Source organism: Pseudomonas sp. TWI923, from assembly GCF_039673365.1.
Classification (GTDB): domain Bacteria; phylum Pseudomonadota; class Gammaproteobacteria; order Pseudomonadales; family Pseudomonadaceae; genus Aquipseudomonas; species Aquipseudomonas sichuanensis.
In genome coordinates this window covers 119,902-126,236 of the sequence record NZ_JBDJLM010000007.1, presented here as the reverse complement: position 1 = coordinate 126,236, position 6,335 = coordinate 119,902, and the positions used below count along the sequence as shown (strand labels likewise).

Here is a 6,335-nt window from a genome sequence, read left to right as displayed (position 1 = left end):
AAGCACGCTCCCACGCAAGACAGTAGCGTGGGAGCGGGCTTGCCCCGCGATTGTTCTGAAAGAGAAGGGGCGCCAGATGGCGCCCCTTCTTGTTGCTGCTTAGGCTTGCGCGTCCCAGGGACGGTCGCCTTTTTCATCCTTGACGCGGGTCGGCAGGCCCATCACGTCCAGCGCCTTGAGGAACGGCTCGGCCGGCAGTTCCTCGACGTTGACCATGCGGCCGGCGTCCCACTCACCGCGGGCGACCAGCAGGGCAGCAGCCACTGGCGGCACGCCGGCGGTGTACGAGATGCCCTGGCTGTCGGTCTCGGCGTAGGCTTCTTCGTGGTCAGCCACGTTGTAGATGAACACTTCGCGCGGCTGGCCGTCCTTGGTGCCCTTGACCAGGTCACCGATGCAGGTCTTGCCGGTGTAGCCCGGGGCCAGCGAGGCCGGGTCGGGCAGCACGGCCTTGACCACTTTGAGCGGCACCACTTCCAGGCCTTCGGCGGTTTTCACCGGTTGCTCGCTGAGCAGGCCCAGGTTCTTCAGCACGGTGAACACATTGATGTAGTGCTCGCCGAAGCTCATCCAGAAGCGCACGTTCGGCACGTTCAGGTTCTTCGAGATCGAGTGCACTTCGTCGTGGCCGGTGAGGTACAGGTTCTGCGAACCCACTACCGGCAAGTCGTCGGTGCGCTTGACCTCGAACATGGTGTTGCTGGTCCACTGGCTGTTCTGCCAGCTCCATACTTGCCCGGTGAACTCGCGGAAGTTGATTTCCGGGTCGAAGTTGGTGGCGAAGTACTTGCCGTGGGAACCGGCATTGACGTCGAGGATGTCGATCGAATCAATGCGGTCGAAATACTGTTGCTGCGCAAGTTTTGCGTAGCTGTTCACCACACCCGGGTCGAAGCCGACACCAAGAATGGCGGTAATGTTCTTCTGCTGGCATTCCTCGAGGTGTTTCCACTCGTAGTTGCCATACCAGGGCGGGGTTTCGCAGATTTTGCCCGGTTCTTCGTGAATCGCGGTGTCCAGGTAGGCGACACCGGTATCGATGCAGGCACGCAGCACCGACATGTTGAGGAAGGCGGAACCGACGTTGATCACGATCTGCGATTCGGTCTCGCGGATCAGTGCCTTGGTCGCCTCGACATCGAGGGCGTTGAGCGAGAAGGCCTGGATGTCGGCGGGTACCTTGAGGCTACCCTTGGCCTTGACGCTGTCGATGATGGCCTGGCATTTGGAGATGTTCCGTGACGCAATCGCAATACGACCCAGTTCGTCGTTATGCTGTGCGCACTTGTGGGCCACCACCTTGGCGACACCTCCTGCACCAATGATAAGAACGTTCTTCTTCAATTCAGCTGCTCTCCTTCATGAAAGCCCGTCTTACGACAGGCTCGAAACGTAGTCTTCGAAACCGAACTCGCGCACTACCTCGACGCTGCCGTCGAGTTGCTTGACCGCGATGGACGGCATCTTCAAACCGTTGAACCAGTTTTTCTTGACCATGGTGTAGCCCGCCGTGTCGACGAACGACAGGCGATCGCCAATGGCCAGTGGCTTGTCGAATTGGTACTCGCCGAAGATGTCGCCGGCCAGGCACGACTTGCCGCAGACCATGTAGGTGTGCGCGCCATCGTTGGGGGCCATCTTGGCGTTGAGGCGGTAGATCAGCAGGTCGAGCAGGTGCGCTTCGATCGAGCTATCGACCACGGCCAGGTGCTTGCCGTTGTACAGGGTGTCGAGCACGGTCACTTCCAGCGAGGCGCTGTTGGTGATGGCCGCTTCGCCTGGCTCCAGGTACACCTGCACGCCGTAGGTTTGCGAGAACTGCTTCAGGCGCGCGCAGAAGGCGTCCACCGCGTAATCTTCGCCGGTGAAGTGGATGCCGCCACCGAGGCTGACCCATTCGACCTTGTGCAACAGGTGGCCGAAGCGCTCCTCGATGTGGCTGAGCATCTTGTCGAACAGGCCGAAGTCGCCGTTCTCGCAGTTGTTGTGGAACATGAAGCCGGAGATCTTCTCGATCACCTTCTCGATCTTCTCAGGGTCCCACTCGCCCAGGCGGCTGAACGGGCGCGCCGGGTCGGCCAGCAGGTAGTCGGAACTGCTCACCTGCGGGTTGACGCGCAGGCCGCGCACCTTGCCTTCGGACTGCTCGGCGAAGCGCTCGAGCTGGCCGATGGAGTTGAAGATGATCTTGTCGCAGTTTTCGAGCATCTCTTCGACTTCATCGTCGGCCCAGGCCACGCTGTAGGCGTGGGTTTCGCCGGCGAACTTCTGGCGGCCGAGCTTGAGCTCGAACAGCGAGGACGAAGTGGTACCGTCCATGTACTGCTGCATCAGGTCGAACACCGACCAGGTGGCGAAGCACTTGAGGGCAAGCAGGGCCTTGGCACCGGAGTGTTCGCGCACGTAGGCGATCTTCTCCATGTTGCTCAGCAGCTTGGTTTTATCGATGAGGTAGTACGGCGTCTTGATCATTTAAAGGCCCCCGGCCAGGCCGGCCAAAAAAAGGACACGCATTGTGCCTTCACTTGCCACAGTTCGAAAGGGCGCAAGGTGCTTTTCGTCCGAGTCGCCGCTCATTGCATATACAAAGCGCCATCATGCGGTGGCCCGGGGCCCGCTGCTAGGGAGCGCTTGGGGTGCAACGGCCCTATTGAAACAGACGAATATGACCATCCTGATCAAAGGCCGGTAGCGAGGCGCGGGCAATGAAAGTTGGCGTTATTTCCGATACCCATGGTTTGCTGCGCCCCGAAGCGCTGGCGGCGCTCGAGGGCTGCGCGCTGATCGTGCACGCCGGTGACATCGGCAAGCCACAGGTGCTTGAGGCGCTTGCGGCGCTGGCACCGCTACGCGTGGTGCGTGGCAACAATGACGTGGCGTTGCCCTGGGCCCAGGGTTTGCCGGACGTGGACAGGTTCGAGGTGCAAGGCTGGCAGGTACTGCTGGTACACGATCTGGCCGATGTGCCGGCGCACCTGGACGAGGGCGTGCAGTGGGTGATCACCGGGCATTCGCACAAACCGCTGATCGAACAGCGGGACGGCTGTCTGTATCTCAACCCGGGCAGCGCCGGGCCGCGGCGGTTCAGCCTGCCGGTGACCCTCGCGCTGATCGAGGTCGGTGCGGATGGGGTGATGCCTGAGATAGTCCCTTTGCTCATCCCGGCTTCGATCAAGGCAGGTCAGGCCAGCAAGTCCTCGTGAAACGCGCCGTAGGGCAGCTCGGGGTGGGCGATCTGGATTTCCAGGATCCACAAGCCTGCACCCGGCTGCCCGTCGAAAGCGCCCAGGTCACCGGCCCGGTAGATGGCATGGGGGAAGTCGCTGACGCGGTGGCCCTTGATTTCCAGGTTCAGCTTCCAGCCCATTTCCCGGGCGCGCTTGGCGGCAAAATCGTACAGCTCGATGCCCGTCACCCCCTGGCTGCGCCAGTGCGCCTGGACCTCGTCGAACAGGGTTTTCACCGCTGCGGCGCAGGCGATCTTCTGTGGGTCGTTGCCGGTGACGAAGGTGGTGCCGGCATCGCCCTCATGGCCTTCCCAGACCACGCCCATGTCGATGAAATAGATGTCGTCCGCGCCCAGCACAGGGTCACCCTCGGAGCGCTGCTTGAAGGTCTTCAGGGTGTTGGCGCCGAAACGGATGTGGGTGGGGTGCCAGATCCGCTGCATGCCCAAGGCTTCCAGCACTTGCTGGCCCAGTGCGCGGGCCTCGGATTCGCGCATGCCGGGGCGGATGCCCTGGGCGATGCGCTCGACGGCCTGCCAGGTCATGCGCTGGGCATGTTTCATCAGGTCCAGCTGATAGGGGGCACCCACAGCTTCCTTTGCAGTGTTGGTGGCAGTCATGCCGGTACTCCTCATCAGGGGGTATTTCGTTATGGTTTTTTTATACAGCGATAAGCTTCGGGACCTCAGCCTCCGGGCGCAGGCCGCGCAGAAACAGGTCGGCCAGCGCCTGGGTCGACGCCCGCGTCGGCTTGAGCTGCGCCGAGCTGCCGGGCGCCTCGCCGAAACGGAAACTGGCCAGGGGCGTGGACCAGAGGAACAGTAGCAGATGCTCCGGCGCGGTCCGGGCAATCAGGCCGCGCTCCATCCACTGCGCAAGGCAGGCGAGGTTCTGCCGGGCGCTGTGGCGCAGGGCCTCGCTGCGCTCGCCAGGCAGGCGCTGGCCGCCGTGGAGCATTTCCTTGAGCCAGACCCGCGTGGCATGGGGGTGCCGGCGGGCCACCTCGGCCTTGGCCTTGAAGTAGCGGGGCAGGGCGTGCTCTGGATGGGCCTCGGCCGCGAGGCTGCGCGAAGCCAGCAGCAAGGGCTCCATCACCAGGTCCAGCACGGCGGTGTAGAGCTGCTGCTTCTTGCGAAAGTAGTAGAAGACATTGGCCCTGGGCAGGCCGGCGCGGGTGGCGATGGCGTCGACCCGGGCGGCGGCGAAGCCGTGTTGGGCGAACTCTTCGCTGGCGGCTTCGAGGATCAGTTGCAGGTTGCGGTCACGGATACTGGACATGGCTAAGGCAGGACTTCTGAATCGCTATGTTGAAAAGTATATAGCGATACCCAGTTGGCCTGCCATCGGCTTGTACCCGCAGGCTGGGCCTAGGCCACCTGTTCCAGCCAGGCGCGGATCTGCTCCAGTGTGGCGGTCGCGCCACCGCAGACGATGACCAGCACATTGCCGTAGGCCTGGAACACCTCTGGCCGCTGCAGCAACGCCAGCGCCGCACCGCAGGCCGGTTCGACCAGCACCCGGTGATCGCGCAGCAGCCTTTCGCAGGCTTGCAGCGCTTCGCGGTCGCTGACCAGGTGGCTATTCACGGTTTGGCTACGGCTGCAGGCCAGCGCCTGCTCGGCAACCCGCTTGGCCCCCAGTGAGGTGGCCACCGACTGGATGCCCGGCAGCTCCACGGTATGCCCGGCAGCAATGGCCGCATGCAGCGACGCCGCGCCGTCGGTCTCCACCGCCAGCACAGGAACGTCGTGCCAGCCATTGCGTTGCAGGCCTTCGACCACACCGCTGAGCAGCCCGCCGCCACCGACCGAGAGCACCACGGCATCGGGCTTGAAGCCCGCCGCCGCCACTTCGTCGATCATGCTGGCATGGCCGGTCCACAGCAGCGGGTCGTCGAAGGGGTGGATGAATGCATCGTCCGGCCCCAGCAGCGTCTGGGCATGGGCGTTGGCCTCCTGCCACGAGCTGCCGTGCACCACGACCTTGGCGTCCTCGAGGAGCAACAGCTCCTTGGCCCGCTCGGTGGTGGTTTCGGGTACCACCACGGTCACCGGCAGCCCCAGCTTGCGCCCGGCATAGGCCACCGCCAGCCCGGCATTGCCGCCCGACGACGAGACGAAATGTTGCGCGCCACGGGCCCGGTGTATTTCACAGGCATGCCCGACCCCGCGCAGCTTGAACGAGCCGCAGGGTTGCAGGGCCTCGAGCTTGAGCCATACCGGGCGGCCGGCGCTCAGCGAAAGGGGGCGGGATTCGATCAGCGGGGTTTGGATGTGCAGTGGCATGGGGGCTCCAGGTTTTTAGTCGCGGGCAGCCGGGGCGTGCTCGCCGCGCAGCTGCTCCAGGTAGTTGTAGATGGTGTAGCGAGTCACGCCGAGGGCCTCGGCGGCTTTCTCCACACCGCCTTTGACGATGAACAGCCCGCGCTCCTGCATCACCCGCACCGCCTCGACCTTGGCCTGCTTGTTCATCCGGCCCTGGCCGCTGCGTTGCAGCGAGTCGTGGATGATCTCGGCCATCAGCACGGCCATGTCGGCGGGCTCGCTACTCATGGCCGGGGCGGGCGTGGCGCCCAGTGGCTGGAAGTGCTGCAGGAAGGCCATGGCGGCATCGAGGCCGGTGACATCGGTGTTCACGCACAGGCTGGCAAACGGGTGCCCGCCGCTGTCGCGAAAGATCGCCGTGGCGCTGCGCAGGTTGCGGCCTTTGAGTGTGGTGGGGTAGTCGGGCAGCACTACCGGCTCGCAGCCTGGCTGGCCATTGGCGGCCTGCATCAGTGCTTTGAAGCCCTGGTCCTGTTCGGGGGCGGCGAGGATCGGGCTGCCGACCTGGCGCCCGGAGAGCTGGCCGTTGACGATGGCCACCACCGAGTGTTCGGGGTGGTCGAGGTCGTGCAGGAGGATTTCGACGTTGCGCGGGACAACACTGCCCAAGGCCTGGAGGGTGGCCTTGAGTACGGTGAGGGTGAGCTGGCGCTCTTGGGAAGGCGTCATGGCGGCATCGCATTATCAACAGTTAGTTGATTTTTGCATGCCTTGTTGAAATATTCCAGCGGGGTAGAAAGCATCGCGTGGCAAGCCCGCTCCCACGCAATCGTGCGTTGGGAGC

7 protein-coding genes are annotated in these 6,335 nt (G+C 63.8%); 1 reads left to right on the top strand and 6 read right to left on the bottom strand.

Annotated elements, in window-relative coordinates:
* Positions 1 to 99: 99 nt before the first annotated feature.
* Together ABE459_RS05590 and ABE459_RS05585 are read right to left on the bottom strand one after the other, a co-directional pair.
* Positions 100 to 1,344, bottom strand: a complete 1,245-nt coding sequence (locus ABE459_RS05590; protein ID WP_125464691.1) for a saccharopine dehydrogenase family protein — start codon at positions 1,342 to 1,344, stop codon at positions 100 to 102.
* Between the two features lie 30 nt (positions 1,345 to 1,374).
* Positions 1,375 to 2,472, bottom strand: a complete 1,098-nt coding sequence (locus tag ABE459_RS05585; RefSeq protein WP_125464690.1) for a carboxynorspermidine decarboxylase — start codon at positions 2,470 to 2,472, stop codon at positions 1,375 to 1,377.
* A gap of 233 nt (positions 2,473 to 2,705) precedes the next feature.
* Between ABE459_RS05585 and ABE459_RS05580 the strand changes: the two genes are divergently transcribed.
* On the top strand, positions 2,706 to 3,203 hold the full coding sequence (locus ABE459_RS05580) for a metallophosphoesterase family protein (RefSeq protein WP_323828817.1): 498 nt from the start codon (positions 2,706 to 2,708) through the stop codon (positions 3,201 to 3,203).
* Here ABE459_RS05580 and ABE459_RS05575 read toward each other — a convergent pair.
* From ABE459_RS05575 to ABE459_RS05560, 4 genes are all read right to left on the bottom strand, one after another.
* The gene (locus tag ABE459_RS05575; protein WP_125464688.1) at positions 3,182 to 3,847 is read right to left on the bottom strand and encodes a M24 family metallopeptidase; all 666 of its coding nucleotides are present in this window, start codon (positions 3,845 to 3,847) and stop codon (positions 3,182 to 3,184) included. The genes ABE459_RS05580 and ABE459_RS05575 overlap by 22 nt on opposite strands.
* Positions 3,848 to 3,887: 40 nt before the next feature.
* Positions 3,888 to 4,505 (bottom strand): TetR family transcriptional regulator C-terminal domain-containing protein, encoded by a 618-nt coding sequence (locus ABE459_RS05570; RefSeq protein ID WP_323828819.1) that lies wholly within the window; start codon positions 4,503 to 4,505, stop codon positions 3,888 to 3,890.
* Positions 4,506 to 4,594: 89 nt separating this feature from the next.
* Positions 4,595 to 5,512 carry a pyridoxal-phosphate dependent enzyme gene (locus tag ABE459_RS05565; protein ID WP_258704691.1) on the bottom strand — a complete coding sequence of 306 codons (918 nt, stop codon included), beginning with the start codon at positions 5,510 to 5,512 and terminating at the stop codon, positions 4,595 to 4,597.
* Positions 5,513 to 5,527: 15 nt separating this feature from the next.
* The gene (locus ABE459_RS05560) at positions 5,528 to 6,220 is read right to left on the bottom strand and encodes a PAS domain-containing protein (protein WP_323828822.1); all 693 of its coding nucleotides are present in this window, start codon (positions 6,218 to 6,220) and stop codon (positions 5,528 to 5,530) included.
* Between the last annotated feature and the right edge of the window lie 115 nt (positions 6,221 to 6,335).